Annotated in this window: 13 protein-coding genes and 1 tRNA gene; 3 read left to right on the forward strand and 11 right to left on the reverse strand. The window is 61.9% G+C overall.

All coding sequences use genetic code 11. The features are described 5' to 3' along the window. Positions 1-317 precede the first annotated feature (317 nt). From ASE49_RS06650 to ASE49_RS06670, 5 genes are all read right to left on the reverse strand, one after another. Complete coding sequence (locus ASE49_RS06650) at positions 318-3527, reverse strand: metallophosphoesterase (protein ID WP_082456345.1); 3210 nt, start codon at positions 3525-3527, stop codon at positions 318-320. 399 nt (positions 3528-3926) lie between these two features. Continuing rightward, positions 3927-4002 (reverse strand) — tRNA-Lys (locus ASE49_RS06655). 30 nt (positions 4003-4032) lie between these two features. Beyond that, entirely contained in the window at positions 4033-4542 is a 510-nt protein-coding gene (gene folK, locus ASE49_RS06660) for a 2-amino-4-hydroxy-6-hydroxymethyldihydropteridine diphosphokinase (protein WP_056769624.1), read from the reverse strand. 25 nt (positions 4543-4567) lie between these two features. Then, positions 4568-5431 (reverse strand): N-carbamoylputrescine amidase, encoded by an 864-nt coding sequence (gene aguB, locus ASE49_RS06665; protein ID WP_056769626.1) that lies wholly within the window; start codon positions 5429-5431, stop codon positions 4568-4570. Positions 5432-5479: 48 nt separating this feature from the next. Beyond that, on the reverse strand, positions 5480-6331 hold the full coding sequence (locus tag ASE49_RS06670) for a class I SAM-dependent methyltransferase (RefSeq protein ID WP_056770888.1): 852 nt from the start codon (positions 6329-6331) through the stop codon (positions 5480-5482). 116 nt (positions 6332-6447) lie between these two features. Here ASE49_RS06670 and msrA point away from each other — a divergent pair, with 116 nt between their 5' ends. Then, complete coding sequence (gene msrA / locus ASE49_RS06675) at positions 6448-6978, forward strand: peptide-methionine (S)-S-oxide reductase MsrA (protein WP_056769628.1); 531 nt, start codon at positions 6448-6450, stop codon at positions 6976-6978. Positions 6979-7164: 186 nt separating this feature from the next. Next, entirely contained in the window at positions 7165-8244 is a 1080-nt protein-coding gene (locus tag ASE49_RS06680) for a choice-of-anchor A family protein (protein ID WP_056769630.1), read from the forward strand. Between the two features lies 1 nt (position 8245). Here ASE49_RS06680 and ASE49_RS06685 read toward each other — a convergent pair whose 3' ends face one another. Beyond that, entirely contained in the window at positions 8246-9469 is a 1224-nt protein-coding gene (locus ASE49_RS06685) for an RsmB/NOP family class I SAM-dependent RNA methyltransferase (protein ID WP_056769633.1), read from the reverse strand. A gap of 55 nt (positions 9470-9524) precedes the next feature. Between ASE49_RS06685 and ASE49_RS17685 the strand changes: the two genes are divergently transcribed. Continuing rightward, entirely contained in the window at positions 9525-9695 is a 171-nt protein-coding gene (locus tag ASE49_RS17685; RefSeq protein WP_082456346.1) for a DUF1674 domain-containing protein, read from the forward strand. Between the two features lie 4 nt (positions 9696-9699). Here the strand turns inward: ASE49_RS17685 and ASE49_RS06690 are convergent, their stop codons facing one another. The 5 genes from ASE49_RS06690 to ASE49_RS06710 are packed head-to-tail and all read right to left on the reverse strand — an operon-like array spanning position 9700 to position 14795. Continuing rightward, positions 9700-11151, reverse strand: a complete 1452-nt coding sequence (locus tag ASE49_RS06690; protein ID WP_056769636.1) for an efflux transporter outer membrane subunit — start codon at positions 11149-11151, stop codon at positions 9700-9702. Continuing rightward, on the reverse strand, positions 11151-12083 hold the full coding sequence (locus ASE49_RS06695) for an efflux RND transporter periplasmic adaptor subunit (protein ID WP_056769638.1): 933 nt from the start codon (positions 12081-12083) through the stop codon (positions 11151-11153). Before ASE49_RS06695 ends, ASE49_RS06690 begins: the two co-directional genes overlap by 1 nt. Beyond that, complete coding sequence (locus ASE49_RS06700) at positions 12080-12295, reverse strand: DUF1656 domain-containing protein (RefSeq protein ID WP_056769641.1); 216 nt, start codon at positions 12293-12295, stop codon at positions 12080-12082. The genes ASE49_RS06695 and ASE49_RS06700 overlap by 4 nt, the downstream gene beginning before the upstream one ends. Beyond that, complete coding sequence (locus ASE49_RS06705) at positions 12292-14346, reverse strand: FUSC family protein (protein WP_056770891.1); 2055 nt, start codon at positions 14344-14346, stop codon at positions 12292-12294. The genes ASE49_RS06700 and ASE49_RS06705 overlap by 4 nt, the downstream gene beginning before the upstream one ends. Beyond that, positions 14343-14795 (reverse strand): MarR family winged helix-turn-helix transcriptional regulator, encoded by a 453-nt coding sequence (locus tag ASE49_RS06710; RefSeq protein ID WP_056769643.1) that lies wholly within the window; start codon positions 14793-14795, stop codon positions 14343-14345. The genes ASE49_RS06705 and ASE49_RS06710 overlap by 4 nt, the downstream gene beginning before the upstream one ends. Positions 14796-14887: the final 92 nt, after the last annotated feature.

Here is a 14887-nt window from a genome sequence, read left to right on the forward strand (position 1 = left end):
GGCGCCGCGTAGCCACCAGGTTTGACCGCAACATCAAGACCTTCATGGCAACCATCGCCATCGCCGCCTTCGTCATATGGTGGCTCTAATGAGTCCGGACCCTAAATCGCTAAACGTAAATCCGGCAGTGCTCTTTAACACAGCCTGCGAACATCGATCATAATGGCCCCGAGAAAAACTTACCAGAGCATCAATCTTCAAGAATAAGGCGGGTGAGTATCCTCCAATAGCTCGTCCGAAATGTGCATTTAAGTTGCAGTCATGCGGCGGCCGTATTTGACCATTCAAAAGTTACCATTCTTTTGCGAGTGACAGGATCAACCGCCACTTCTCGGCCCCAAGGAACGCTCCGATTTCTTATCCAACAAACCTACCTTTCGACGGGTGGACGTCAGAGATTCGATCACTTGGCCCCGCCGTACTGCCGCGCGTTGTCCGGTTTTGCCCTCTAAACGCGTAATCGCATCCGCCGCGGTTAATCTGATGTCACGTAGTTCTGCTTCGGGAAGACGGAACCGCACCACGACTTCGGAAAGCATCCGAACAAACACGCTACTTAAAAAACCTTTGTCGGCAAATTTATCAGCAGCAAGGGCGACGATCTTACTCAACCCATCAACCCCTAGTTGAGCCAGAATTGCTGCACGCATGAACTGCTGCACGGCAGAAATTTCGCCAGCCTCCGAACCAATTCCCTCTTCAAGTTGGACGCGAAGCTTTTCAGTTCCAAGATGATGAGTCGCAAGTTTAGCCGTCGAGATAGGCATGTACATAAATATCCGCCTTGCAACTTCACCCACATCCATCTGGTCGGAGAAAAGAACGATGTATTCGATACCCGCCAATTTCATCCGCTTTTCTTTGGCAAGTGTAGGAACGCCTCCCATAGATAGCGCAAGAAACTGAATCCAACCTTGAACGACGTCCCGCAGAATTGCCTTCTTCAGCTTTGATGGCACGAGTTCCATATTTTTAAGCATCGCGCTAAGAAGCGTCAATTGTGCTAGCCATTTTTCGCCCGGATCTGTTGCGAGCTGCCGTTGCACTGCCGAAGGCGAGCGAGTGATTATGGGCTCGGTACCATCCAATAACTCCCGTCTCTCATTTTCGGTTAGGGGCGCCTCGAATATCCGCCGCTCCACTTGGAGAAGATCCGATTCACCGGCCGCGCTATCAGGCAGGACAAATGTCTCAAGCATCGAGCCATCCGTCACTTCCTTTGGCATTCCCTGCCAAGCCTCCGCAGAAGTTTCACGAAAACGCTCAAAAAGAGTCTCAAGCCAAGACTGATCTTTACGCGAGATAGCCGCATAAAAAGCGATCTCATTACAGAATGAGAGATATCGACTATCGTCAAGTACCCATTCGCGGAAAAGAGGTTGCCCAACCATACGAAGGGCTGCAAAATATTCCATAAAAGCATTAAGCCTGAATGAAATAAATCCACCACTTCTTTGCAAGATTTTCGCGCGAACAAAATACTCTAGCAAATCTATCGAAGAAAAACGGAGCCCGTACTCCTCCATATACTCAGTGATTATATTAACAAACTGCTGTTCAGCCAACTCGAAAGAGTCATGCCGGCACATATGTTCAGATATAAAGCTCAGCAAATCGGACTTGTTATGAAAGTCAAAGCTGCTCGGAAGCAGCTCCTGGGGTGCGAATTTTTCCAGCGAGATCTCAATATATCTCTCAACCAGATTCGCACGATTAATCAGGGGCTGAGATGAGTCCTCAGTATATATTTGGATAAAGAAGGTGCCGGTGACAGGCGTGATAGGGACGTTGAGGCTGGAGGCTTCCTGGACCATTCGCTGAAGTAGACGATCAGCTTGAGCAGGATCTTTGGTCCCGTGACTCTCAATGAGCGTTAAGAGTTGCGAGGCTTTGAGTTGTTTTAATCTAATATGCCCAAATGGAATTTCCGGCACTATAACGGGGGCGATGCCAGCTCCTTGCAGCAACACTGTCCCTGTTAATAGTATGTACCTGCAAGCCGGGTATTTAGCGACAAATTCGTCAAATGCTGATTTTTCGCCACTCGCTTTGAGATCCATGTCATCGACAATGAATGTGACTGCGCCATGCTGGAGTAGGTTTTGAACATCAATGCCAACAGGTAAGTTAGGCAGTCTTTGCTTGGCTATCCTCTCGATAGATTTGACATAATTTTTGATGTCGGAATACCGGATAACGACAGGAATAGACCAGTCTGGGAAGTTAACACTCTGATTTGCGAGTTTGTGAGCCCAATGCCTAGCCAAAGTCGTCTTCCCGGACTCACTTTGAGCACCAATAACAAGATTTTCGCTCGACTGCATTACCTCCGAGAGCTCTATGGTCTCCACGCGATTAGTTTTCTCGAGACCGTTCTCGGTCTCGATGTATGTGTCCTTCTCAAATTCCGGCTCTACAAATGTTCCCAGACTACACATCTGCGTGAAGTCAGCTCCAAACTCTTCCGCCAGATAAGGAATTAGGACTTGCTTGCGCCATTTTTCCAAGCTCCGCATGTCAAGCTTTGGAGTGACGGTAGACCAGAAAATCTTGCTCTCCGGAGTGCTATAAATTACCCCGTCATCGGCAAGATCGCTGGCAACGCCAAAGTTTCGCCGGGGTTCATGCCATTTGCGATAGGTTAGGCGGTGGTGGGGCTCTCCGACCACGGCTGATATAATGCTATAGCCGTTCCACCATTTCCTCGCCCCGTACAAAGATCCAGATTGGGCAAATGTACATTGTCCGTTTGCCCCGAAGACCGTCTGCGGAGTGGCCGCGTGAAGGTGCCCGCACATGTAGAGATCTACACTCGCGAACAACACAGGGTTTAAAACTGAAGAAGCTGTGTCCGCCAAAAATGAAATCGGGTGATGTCCGACTACTACAATTTGGGCACCTTTCGGTACGCGCTTTAAAGCTCTTGCCAATGAAAGCTCGGGGAAGGCGATTGCCTTTTCATCCTGCAGTTCATCGACTAGCCCGCAAGCAGTCATAGCTGCGGTATTTACACATATTACAGCAAGGTTAATTTCTCTTATGTAATATTGCGTAGTGAGAGCGTCGTTACCGGTGCGAAATTTCTTCCCATAATTTTCAGAAAGAAAAGCGTACCCGGCAAATGCACCCGATACATGTTCAATAAATGTATGATCAGTGGCAAGTTTATTCAAGCCGTCGAGTTCAGTAGCTCGCTGTCGGAATTTTTTAATGTCAGGAAGTTGCGGGCCGACGGCCTTCCTGCTTGCATCATGGTTTCCTGCACAAAGGAAAACGCGAGAGTCGTCAAGGCCCGCGGCCTCTGCAAGATAGGAAATTAGCGTCGCGGCCTCTTTCAGCGTTACCGCATCATCAGCCGACTGCACGATGTCGCCTGAAAAAATCAGGCAATCTGGGCGAAGATGGGTATCCCGCATTAGGGCGAGGTCATCGACTAACGCATCAAGGATCAGACCTTGATTGAACTTATGCGGTTCGTCGCTCCTTAGGTGCAGATCGCTCAGATGGACGATGTTTGCATACCGCATTGTAACCTCCCGCTTTTCCCCTGGCGCGATTTTACTCGACGCCGCCCTTATGGGCGACCCTAGAATAACATTTGCGTTTTACGTAGCTATCCTTCTCGATTTATCGCTTCGATCCACAGAGAAGATGATTTGCAACGGTCGCTTTGATCCGGCCCACTGAGGCCCGGGACCGATGCGGCGCGGGCACCTCTGACGCTGATGACAGACCAAAATTTACTGGGCAGCCCGAGATGGCGTTAGCAAAATGCGCTTTTCAGTTGCCGCAACGGCCACTTTAGAGCCGGTCGTGCGCCCCACACATATCTACTAGATACGGTGCTTATTCAGTGCCCGACGACCTGAAGGCCGACCAGCCTAGAAAAGGCACCCCTTTAAGGGGTTGTATTTAAAGGTAAAAAATGGTGAGCCCTGCTGGGTTCGAACCAGCGACCTACTGATTAAAAGTCAGTTGCTCTACCGACTGAGCTAAGGGCCCCCTGTGGCGCGCGGGGCGTCCGGGTGGGGGTCACCTAGAAGCCGCGCGCGGCTTGGTCAAGCGGGCGTGTAGCTGTCTTATGGTCAGGTTGGTGAGCGGGTCTCGCCATAGCCCCGCAATCTGGCGCGCCGGGCCGGTCACGAACGGGCGGTCGCGAAACTCGGGGTGGGGGATGGTAAGCGATTGCCCCCGGCTCGTCCCCTCATGAAGGCCGCCGCTCCACATCACGATATCAAGGTCAAGCACGCGCGCACCCCACTGCTGGCCGCGGCGGCGGCGGCCGAAGCGGCGTTCGATCTTGTGCAGCTTGCGAAGCACGGCAGGCGGCTCGTGCCGGGTGCGCACCAGCGCTGCTGCATTGGCGTAGCGCCGCAGCGAGGGGCCAAGCGGTGCGCTGTCGATCACGCGCGATGCGGTCATCAGCGTAAACGTGCCGCGGTCCAGCGCTTTGATCGCCGCGGCCACCACGGCGCGCGGGGATCCGTGGCTCGCATGACGCTGGTTCGACCCCAGTGCGATCAGATAGCGATGCTTGGCCATGCCCTGTGACTCCTGCCCTTCCCGCTCAGATATCCTGCGCGATGCGGGTATACAGCTGCGGGCGACGATCGCGAAAGAAGCCCATCCCGGCCCGGTGCCGGGCGGCGCGCGCCAGATCCAGCGTATGGACAAGCACGCCGGTTTCTTCGGCACCGAATTCGAGGAGGTAATCGCCCCATTCATCGGTGATGAACGAGTGGCCGTAGAACGTCTGGGCGCTGCCGCATTCGGTTTCGGGGCCGATGCGGTTCGCCGCGATCACGGGCATGCAGTTGGAGACCGCATGGCCCACCATTGCGCGGCGCCACATGCGGCTGGTATCAAGCTGCGCGTCGTAAGGCTCGGACCCGATGGCGGTGGGATAGAGCAGCGCTTCGGCGCCCATCAGGGCCATAACCCGCGCGCATTCGGGATACCACTGGTCCCAGCAGATGCCCACCCCGATGCGGGCGCCGAACAGGTCCCACACCTTGAACCCGTCGTTGCCGGGGCGGAAATAGTACTTCTCCTCATATCCCGGACCATCGGGAATATGGCTTTTGCGATACGTCCCGGCGATGTCTCCTCCCGGCGTGATCATCGCCAGGGTATTGTAATAATGGTGCCCGTCGCGCTCGAAAAAGCTGGTCGGGATCGCAACGCCCAGCGTGCGCGCCAGCGTCTGCATCGCGCGCACGGAAGGGTGTTCGCTGGTGGGGCGTGCCAGCGCGAACAGCGCCTCATCCTCCACCTTGCAGAAATAGGGGCCGGAAAACAGTTCGGGCGGCAAGATTATCTGCGCGCCTTTGCCCGCCGCCTCCTCTACCAGCGCGGAGACGGCGGCGATGTTCTCGCCCTCGTCGGACGATCCAAGGGCGAGTTGCAGGGCGGCGACGGTGATCTGGGTCATGCCGCCCCAGTTATGGATTGCCTTGGCCCAAGTCCAGTCCAGGCCGCATCAGTCACGCTTGCGGAACAGCAGCGTCATGCGATCGCTCTCGCCGATCGCCTGATACTTCGCGCGGTCCTTATCCTTGAGCGCATACGTGGGCGGGAGCGTCCAGACGCCGTCTGGCCAGTTGGCAGGATCCTTGGAATTGGCGTTGATCTCGGACTTGGCGACCAGATCGAAGCCGTTCAATTCCATGAAGCGGATCACATCAGCCTGGCGCAGATAGCCCTTGGACCCATCGGTATAGGCATACGACGCGTCGGGCTTGGCGCGATGCTGTTCGATGCCGACGAGGCCGCCGGGCTTCAGCAGCGATCGCATCGTCTTGATCTCGCTGTCGGCGATGTTCCAGTTCAGCAGGTTATGCATCATGCGCGGGATCAGGATAACATCGAAAGTGCCCTTCTCCGCAGCCGGCACGGCATCCAGCGTATAGGCGGCAAACCGGTCCGCCGGCAGCCCCGAAAACTTCGCGACATCGGCGGGATAGGCCGCCGCCGCCTCACGGATCTTGGCCTGCGATTCCGGCTTGAACGCGCTGCTGTCAGGATTGAAGAACAAGCCTACCAGATGGCCCTGCTGGCCCAGATACAGCCCCAGGAAACGCGAATACCATTCGCCGCCGGGTGCATATTCGCCCACTTTCATTTGCGGGCCTACCCGGAAGAACGCCAGCGACTGAACCGGATGGCGATACTGGTCGCGCGCGCGGTCATCCTTGCGCAAGGGGCTGGCGGCGGCAAGTTCCAGCAGCGCCTCGCATCCCCGGCAGGCTTGCGCGGGGGGCGGCGGCGTTTCAGCGGCAGCCGGCGTGCCGAAGCCAAGCAACGAGGACAGGGCAATGAGGGCGCGGCGCATCATGGGTCTCCGGCAAACGACGACGAATGCCGACACTACCGTGCCTGCCCCCAATGACAACCCGCCTGCGTGTACCTATCTAGCGACATATTCATCGTATCGAGGACAAATCTGACATGGAAACGGCAATCGTGGCCGGTGGGTGCTTCTGGTGCACCGAGGCGGTTTTTCGCGACGTTGTGGGCGTGGATACCGTGGAAAGCGGCTATATCGGCGGCTCGGTGGAGAACCCCACGTACAAGCAGGTCTGCGCGGGATCGACCGGCCATGCCGAGGCGATCCGCGTGACGTATGATCCCGAACAGTTGTCCTACGCGGATTTGCTGGACGTGTTCATGGGCACGCACGATCCCAGCCAGCTCAACCGGCAGGGCAATGATGTGGGCACGCAGTATCGCTCCGCAATCTTCCCGCTCGACGATGCGCAGCGTGAGGAAGCACAGGACGCCATTGCCCGCTGGAATGCCGACCATCCGGGCGAAACCGCCGTCACCACGATCGAGGGTCCCGCCACGTGGTATCCGGCCGAAGACTATCATCAGGAATACTGGGACGGTGAAGGCCAGCGCAATCCGTACTGCCTTGCCGTCATCCCGCCCAAGCTGATGAAGCTGCGCAAGAGCTTCCAGGCCAAGGTCAAGGCCTGAACGCGCGGTGCCGCCTCCATCGGTAACGCGATGCGGGCGGCACCAAAACCTTCACGAAAGGTAAACGTCCCGGTAATCTTGGCCGGGTGTCTCGCCAAGGGACAACGACGAAGCGGCGCTGGTCAAAATACCCAGGGATTGTACCGGATCGCGCAGCAATTCCGCTCGTCGTCGAGAACACCCGCCATGGCCCGTTTGCGCACCGCTTCGCTTTCCCTGACTGCCCTGACAATCGCGCTGGCGGCAACGCCTGTGCTGGCGGACTCCAGCCTGATCGCCGGCACCGACGTGCTGCGGACCTGGAACTTGGTGGTGCTAGGCGATCTCACCTCGTCTTCCGAAGTGGAAGGCCGCACGTTCGTGGGCGGTGACCTCAACGGCAATTCGTCGAACTACCAGATCCAGCCCATCCCCGCATCGAGCACGGGCACGCCGGGGCTAACCGTTGTCGGCAACGTCAATGGCGGCGCGAAGAACCTGAACAACGGTTCGGGCGCGATCGTGGGCGGGAACGTCACCAGCGGGCTCAATCTCAACGGCGCGGCGCAGACGGTGCTGGTGGGCGGCTCGATCAGCAACACCAACGTCAACAACAATACCGTAACGTCCAGTCTGGCTACCAGCAACGCCAGCTTTTCGCAGGACTTGACCCAGCAAAAGAGCCTCATCGAAACCTCGATGACGGGGCTCAGCCACACCATGAGCACGCAGGCCGCCAACAGCCAGCTGGCGATCAGCGGCAATCGCGGCACGTTCAACGCGCAGCCTGATGCCAGCGGCGTTGCGGTGTTCAACATTACCGCTGCGGACCTCGACAAGATCGGCGAGATCCAGTTCAACCTCAATGGCGCAGACACCGCGATCGTCAACGTGTCGGGTAGCGCGGTCACCTTGAACGACAACTTTCTGGGCGGCACGCAGAACCTGGGCCAGCACGTAATCTGGAACTTCCCCGACGCCAAAAACCTGTCGCTGACCACTGCGTGGGGCGGATCGGTGCTGGCGCCGCTGGCTGCGGCCACGACCGCCAACTACATCCAGGGATCAGCAGTGTTCGGCAGCCTGACGCAGAACGGCGAGATGCACATCGGCACGTATACTGGCGGTTACAATCCCGCGCCGTCCGATCCGGGCACGTCGTCCGGCGGCGGGTCGACCTCCTCGTCGGGCGGCAGCAACGCCGTTCCCGAGCCGGGCATGCTGGGCATGCTGGCCATCGCGCTGGGTGCGCTGGTGTTCTGGCGCCGCCGGCGGGTGGCCGCCTAAGTCAGTCCCGGACCCAGCGGGAGACGAAAAACCCGTCCAGCCCGCCGGCATCGGCCAGCATACCCGGATCGGTGCGCAAATACCCGTCCGGTGATGATGCCAGCCCCTGGGGCAGTTCGTCGGCGGTGATCGGCACAGGGCGCAGGCCCAGCGGGCTCGCCTGCTCTTTGGGCTCCAGCGAACAGACCGCGTAAACCAGCGTGCCGCCCGGCTTGAGCCAGCCGGCAGCGCGTTCGATCAATCCGGCCTGCAATTCCACCATATGCGCGATCTGCCGCGGGCCGATGCGGTGCAGCACATCCGGATGACGGCGAGCCGTGCCGGTGGCCGTGCAGGGTGCGTCGAGCAGGATCGCGTCGAACCGGTCTTCCGGCTCCCACGCCAACGCGTCGGCGATCACGGCTTGTGCTTCCAGCCCGGTCCTCTTGAGGTTGGCATCCAGCCGTTCCATCCGCCTCTTGGCATTGTCCAGGGCGGTGACCTGCCAGCCGGCAGCCGCGAGTTGCATGGTTTTGCCACCGGGCGCGGCGCACAAGTCCAGCACGCGGCGCCCCTCGCCTTGCCCAAGCAACCGCGCCGGCAGGCTGGCGGCCAGATCCTGCACCCACCACGCCCCATCGCGAAAGCCTTCGAGGTTTTCCACCGCAATGCCGCGCGGCAGGCGCACGTGGCCCGGCATCAGCGACACCCCGCCCAGCCGCTGCGCCCAGTCCTGTGTCGATGCCGGATCGCGCAAAGCCAGGTCGAGCGGCGGCGGCACGGCGAGCCCGGCAGCGATCGCATCGGCCCGCTCGCCCCAGCGCGCGGCGGCGGCATCCGGGAGGGTCGGCACGGGTGGCAGCGCCGCGCCGTTCTTGGTCAGCGTGGAAAACACCCCGTGCGCCAGACGGCGCGGGCCGCCCATCAGCAGCGGTAGCCCGGTGGCGATAACGGCGTGGGCCGGGGTTTCCAGCCGCAGCACTTGCGCCAGCATGATCTGCAGCACTGCGCGCGCCTTGGCATCGTCCGCTAATGGCAGGCGGGTTGCCGAATCGATCAGGACATCGAGGTCCTGCTTCCAGCGCAGCGCCTCTGCCGCAATGGCGCGGGCGAGCGCGCGATCGGCATCGCCGCGCACTTTGGCCAGCGCACCGCCCGCCGCCTGGTCAAGCGTTTCGCCCCTGCGCAGCACGGCATCTATAAGGTGAAGAGCGGCGCGGCGCGCCGGCAGACCGGGAATATCCATCGCGCCGCCCCTATACCGGATTGCCATTTTCCGCCAGCGGCACCACATCAAGGCCATGACAACGCGCGCAACCAAACGTCCCGAAGGGTTCAAGCGCCCTGCCCACTGGACGACCGAACCCCCGCCTGCTCCTGCCGCCACCAAGGATGACGACAAGGACCCGGACGGCCTTTCCCCCACCCGCTACGGCGACTGGGTGCAAAAAGGCATCGCGATAGACTTCTGAACGGTCAGTTGCCGACTGGCGTTGGCGCTGCCGAAGGCGAAGAGGAAGCCTGCTGCCAGCCGCCACCAAGCGCCGTGAACACCGCAATCTGGTCGTCCACCAGGTTCGCTTGTGCCGACGCATAGCTGACTTGCGCCGAGGCAAGGCTGCCCTGCGCGCTCAACAGATCGAGGAAATCGCTGCGGCCGAAGCGGAACAGCTTGCCCGCCTGCTGTGCAGACAGGCCAGCGGCATCGCTGGCCCGGCCAAGCGCTGCCGCCCTTTCGCGATCGCGCGCATAGGTTTCCATGGCGGACTCAGCCTGACGCAATGCCTCGATCACGGTGCCGTCGAACTTGGCCAGATCGGCGCGCACTTGCGCATTTGCCTGATCGATGCGGGCGCGGACGGCGGGCCGGTTCGGGAAAGTCCAGCTTAGCAACGGGCCAAGGCTGAAGCCGAAGCTTTCGCCCTTCCCGAAATCTTCCAGCGGCCCTGACACACCTAGCGACCCGCCGATGCTGACATCGGGATACAGGTCCGCCGTCGCCACGCCGATGCGCGCGGTATCGGCGGCGATGGCGCGTTCCGCCTGGCGAATGTCCGCGCGGCGACGGATCAGCGCCGCGCCGTCTTCCACCGGCATGCCGCCCGCAAGACGCGGCAATACCGCGCAGTCGGCCACGTCACGGGGGTAATCCGCAGGCGCGCGGCCAAGCAGCGTGGCAAGCAGATACAGCGCGTTCTGGCGCGCGGCGGCGAAGGCCGGGAGCGCAGCGGCGCTGGCCTCCACTTGCGCGTTGGCCCGGCTGACGTCGAACGCGGTGCCGCGCCCACCGCGCTGCAAGCGCCGGGTGGCGTCCAGCGTCTGGCGTTGCAAGCGCACCACCCGCTGCGTCACCGCCAGTTGATAGTTCGCCGCGCATACTTGCGCGTAGGCGCGCGCGGTGCCCGCCGCGACGCTGACCCGCACCGCGTCGCGCGCCGCTTCCACGGCTTGCGCATCGGCAGCGCTGGCCTCGATCGCGCGCCGCAAACGACCGCGCAGGTCCAGCGGATAGCTGAGCCCCAGCCCGAAGTTGTCCGTCACGACGCCCGGCAGCGACTGGCCCGTCTGTGCCTGCCGCGTCAGGTCCACGCCACCCGAAACGGCGGTGGACAATGTGCGGGCAGCCGCCGCTTCGCGCAGAACGGCTTCGGCCCGCTCCAGGTTCGCCTGTGCGGCGCGCAGGTCCGCGTTGGCGGCCAGCGCTTGCTCCACCAGCCCATCCAGCCGGGGATCGTCATACAGCCGCCACCACTTGTCCGGCAACGGAGCCTGCGAAAACGCCGGACCCGTAGCAGAATGAAACCCACCTTGCGCTGCTTCGCCATTGGCAACACCGCCTTCCGGCGCGTGATAGTCCGGCCCCGCCGTGGCGCATGCGGACAAGGCGAGCGCGAGCGCGGCGCTGGTCATAAGCCGTGCGGGGCGCATCACTGCGACGCCTGCTGCGTGGGCGTGGGACGTGCGGTGGCCGGCTGCGCTGGCTGGCCATCCGCGCCACGCTGCTCGATCGTCACCGTGGCGGTGCGGCCCAAAATCAGGCGCACGCCCCGCGGCACTTGCGTCAACTTCACGCGCACCGGAATGCGCTGCGCCAAGCGCACCCACGAAAACGTCGCCTCCACGTTAGGCAGCAGGTTCCCCGCGTTGGTGCGCGTATCGTCGTTGATGCCCGCCGAAATGCTTTCCACCCGGCCCTTGAGCGGCTGCGCCTCTCCCATCAGGTGCACCGTCACCGGTGCGCCGACCCGGATCAGCGGCAGCTTGGTTTCCTCGAAATAACCTTCCACGCGCAGCGAATCGTCATCCACCAGCGCCATCGCCTGACTGCCGGCGGCTACGTAGTCGCCCGGATGAAGGTCCAGGTTGGTGACCGTGCCGTTGACCGAGGCTTTGACCTGCGTGCGCGAGAGATTGAGCTTGGCCCCGTCCAGCGCGCTGAGTGCCTCGGCCAGCGAAGCGCGGGCGGTGGCGACGCGCGCCACGTTCTGCTCGTGCGTCTCGGTGGCCACAAGGTCGCCCAGCGCCAGATCGCGCTGCGCCTCACGCTGCGCCTGGCCCAGCGTAGCGCGCGCACTGGCAACGCTGGCCTCGGCCTGCTCCACCGCTTGCGAATAGCGCGGACGGTCCAGCACGAACAGCAAGTCGCCGGCCTTCACCGTCTGGTTGTCATGCACCGCAACCGAGGTGACAAGACCGCCTATGTCAGGCGTCACGCGCACCACGTCCGCCCGCACGCGCCCATCGCGGGTCCACGGGCTGCGCTCGTAATGGTGCCACATCCACACCGCCACCAAGACGGCGACGAACACGATGACAATAGTGGCGGCGCTGCGGCCAAGGGTGGGAAGCAAATTCTTCATGTGTTGAAACCGATGTGCGGAGCAAGAAGGGAAAGCGCGCCCAGCACCAGGACATACAGGCATACGTCCACAAGCGCACGATAGGCGACGAGGCGGTAAAGCCCGGCGAAGTCCGCCAGGCGGATGAGCAGCATGGTAATCAGCGATGCGATCACCGCCAGCAGCAGGATGGTGGGCATGAACACGCCCATGATCGAAATCTCGCCGTTCATGGCACGCCCTCCATGGCGGCGGCATCAGGGAACAGATTGCGGCGCAAGGATACCAGCGCCAGCGCCGCATCGCGCCGGACCGACCGGTCCGGGTCCCGCGCGAAGGTGTGCAACGCCGAGTCGATATCGGCCAGCAACCTGGCATCCGCCGGCGGGCGGGCGTCCGGCTGCAAGCGGCGGTAATGCTCGCCAACGTCTGCCAGCACTTGCGTCAGCTCCCCACTGCGAGACTGGTCGAGCGAAAGGCGCAGCTGCCGCAATTCGCCGATCGCCACCCCGGTGCGCAGATCGCGCAGCACATCGTAAACCGGCTCGCTCGCCGCCTTGCCAGCCAGCGCCAGGCGCGGGGCGAGCAGCGCGATACGGTCCAGCATGCGGTTGATCCAGCCGCGCACGTCGGGCGGCGCCATCAGGTTTGCCCGGCTGGCAATGTCACGCCAGCCCGCGCGCAGCGTGCGGTTGATCGAATGCTCAAGCCCCGCCGTCTGCAACAGCCGCGCCATCACGATCGCGAACAGCACGCCCAGCAACTGCGCCAGCGCGCCGTTCACGAACGTCTGGAAATTGCCGCTGTAGCTTTGCGCAATGATGAAGGGACTGCCCAGCCCCAGCAGCGCGGGCAGGGCGATCCCGGAGAAGCGCGGGTTATGCATCATCGAGCCTAGGACGAGCAGCAGCGGGGCCAGGCTTGCGGCCAGTTGCGCGAACCCGTCCATGCGCGGCAGGATGGCAAACGCGTAGATCATGCCCAGCACCGTGGCGATCGCGGTGCCCCAGAAAAACAACCGCAGCGGCACCAGCGGATTGTCGGACGCGGAGAACAGCGCGAGGAATACGCCTGCCAGCATCACTGCCGTTGCGCCATCCTGCCAACCGCTGCCGATCCATAGCGCACAACCGACGATGATGGTGATCGCGGCGCCCGCCGCTCCGCGCAACGCGCCGGCCAAGTCGCGATGCAATTCACGGTTGCGCCGCCCTTCCAGTAGCGGCGGGATGCGCGGCGATACCGGGCGGCGATCAGGGCTCGCCAGCTGGTCGGCCAGATCGCGACAATCGAGATGCGCTTCGATCAGGCTGGACAGGCGCGCGTACAGGCTGAGGTGCAGCAGATCATCCCAGCTCGCGCTATCGTCCACCTTTGGTTCAAGCGCGGCACAGCGCGCCTTGAGCGTATCAGCCACCCGCTCACGCTCGTCACGCAGCGCAGTTATCGCCGCCAACCAGTCCTGCGTATCGGTAAGCAACGCCACCGCGCTGTCCTGCAGTGCCCCGCGCGCGTGCAAGGTCACAACCCTGTCGGCCACTGCAGCCCCCAGCGGCATCAGCAGTGATAGCCTATCCTGAAGCGCACGCACGGCGCGCACGCGCGGAGCCGGGCGACTGGTCTCGAAAGGCAGGTGGATCGACAACTGGTGCAGCTCGGTGATGTCTTGCGCCAGCCGCCGCTTCTCCCCCTCCAGCGCGGGGTCCGGGGTGAGCGCCAGCGAATCGCGGCTCCACGCCTCAGCGTCGCGCAAAATGGTGGCGACCCGCCCCAGCAGGAACGTGGACACCGAATTGGGCAGGATGACGCCATGCACCAAGCTGCCGCACACGATGCCGATAGTGATCTCCTGCACCCGCAGCGACGCATCGGTAAAAATCTCGCCCGGCGTGTTGACGGCGGGAAGCACGATCAGCACCGCAGTATAGCCCGCCAGCACGAAGGCATAGCCGCGAGGCGTGCGGTCCAGGAGCGACAAGAACACGCACAGCCCCAGCCAGCCGGCGATCGCCAGCGTCAGCAGTTCGGGTGAATGGTCGAGCGGCGGCACCATGATCACGGCGGCGCTGGCGCCTACGAAAGTGCCGATCACGCGGAACACCGCTTTGGAAACGACCGCACCGGCGAGCGGCGCGGCCACGATATAGGACGTAAGGAACGCCCAATATGGCCGCTCCAGCCCGATCGAGAACGAAATATACGCCGCTGCCAGCGCCGCGATCAGCGCCTTCACTGAAAAGACGGCGGCAGGAACGCCCCAGCGTGACAGGGTGGCCGTGTTCATGACCGCCCCCGCCCGGCGCCGGCGCATTCGGACACCCGACTCAGCACCCGCACCGCGGCTTCCAGATCACCATCCGGCAAGCCTTCCAGCATTTCGAGACGCAGCGCGATCAGCCGTCCTTCGGCCTGCCGTGCCAGAGTGGCGCCGGTGGGGGTGAAATGCAGGCGATTGGCGCGCCGATCCTGCGCGTCGGCCTTGCGGGTCACCAGGCCGGCCTGCTCCAGATGCTTGATGGTGCGCACCAGCGAGGCTTCGGCGATGCCGATCGCCCGGGCAAGGTCGCCCTGGCGCACCCCCTCCCCCAGCCGTTCGAGGTGGACCAGCGCCCAGCTTTCCGAACTCGACAACCCGAGCGATGCCAGCACGCGGTCAGCCGCCTGCCGCCACGCCTGCGCAACAGGCGCCATCTGCGTGGCCAGTTCATGGGCAAGGCTGCGGCGGTCAGTCATGTTCGATCATTAGTTAGCGTTCTAACTATTTATCGGCAAGAGACCGGCAGATGCAATTTTTCGGCGCGGGGTTCGCAAATCAGCAAGCGCGC

It is taken from the genome of Novosphingobium sp. Leaf2 (assembly GCF_001421325.1).
Taxonomy (GTDB): Bacteria; Pseudomonadota; Alphaproteobacteria; order Sphingomonadales; family Sphingomonadaceae; genus Novosphingobium.